Source organism: Olleya namhaensis, from assembly GCF_900114005.1.
GTDB lineage: Bacteria > Bacteroidota > Bacteroidia > Flavobacteriales > Flavobacteriaceae > Olleya > Olleya namhaensis.
In genome coordinates this window covers 1-1,260 of sequence record NZ_FORM01000030.1, presented here as the reverse complement: position 1 = coordinate 1,260, position 1,260 = coordinate 1, and the positions used below count along the sequence as shown (strand labels likewise).

Genomic DNA, 1,260 nt, shown 5'->3' with positions numbered 1-1,260 from the left:
GAGAATGGAGATCCTGTATCAGGAATCGTAGTAACATTAGATGATGGCGATGCAGCAACAGTTGATCCAACAGTAACAACAGGAGTTGATGGAACCTATGAATTTACAGATGTACCAGTAGGAGAATATACAATAGATCAAACAACACCAGCAGATACAACAGTAGTTGATGGCGATACAACAGATGATAGTGATACTGTAGCAAATACAGACACAACAGATGGAAGTATTCCAGTAACAGTAACAGCAGGAGAAGTTGATGCAGATAACAACTTTGAGAATAGTCCAGCGCCAGGAAGTGTAAGCGGAACAATCGTAGATGAGAATGGCGATCCTGTATCAGGAATCGTAGTAACATTAGATGATGGCGATGCAGCAACAGTTGATCCAACAGTAACAACAGGAGTTGATGGAACATATGAATTTACAGATGTACCAGTAGGAGAATATACAATAGATCAAACAACACCAGCAGATACAACAGTAGTTGATGGCGATACAACAGATGATGGTGATACTGTAGCAAATACAGACACAACAGATGGAAGTATTCCAGTAACAGTAACAGCAGGAGAAGTTGATGCAGATAACAACTTTGAGAATAGTCCAGCACCAGGAAGTGTAAGCGGAACAGTTGTAGATGAGAATGGCGATCCTGTATCAGGAATCGTAGTAACATTAGATGATGGTGATGCAGCAACAGTTGATCCAACAGTAACAACAGGAGTTGATGGGACATATGAATTTACAGATGTACCAGTAGGAGAATATACAATAGATCAAACAACACCAGCAGATACAACAGTAGTTGATGGCGATACAACAGATGATGGTGATACTGTAGCAAATACAGACACAACAGATGGAAGTATTCCAGTAACAGTAACAGCAGGAGAAGTTGATGCAGATAACAACTTTGAGAATAGTCCAGCACCAGGAAGCGTAAGCGGAACAATCGTAGATGAGAATGGCGATCCTGTATCAGGAATCGTAGTAACATTAGATGATGGCGATGCAGCAACAGTTGATCCAACAGTAACAACAGGAGTTGATGGGACATATGAATTTACAGATGTACCAGTAGGAGAATATACAATAGATCAAACAACACCAGCAGATACAACAGTAGTTGATGGCGATACAACAGATGATGGTGATACTGTAGCAAATACAGACACAACAGATGGAAGTATTCCAGTAACAGTAACAGCAGGAGAAGTTGATGCAGATAACAACTTTGAGAATAGTCCAGCACCAGGA

The 1,260-nt window shown here is 40.6% G+C and carries 1 protein-coding gene; it reads left to right on the top strand.

From position 1 onward, the window contains the following. Positions 1-1,260, top strand: a 1,260-nt coding sequence (locus BMZ09_RS15975) for an MSCRAMM family protein (protein ID WP_177183556.1), incomplete at both ends; no start/stop codon positions are given.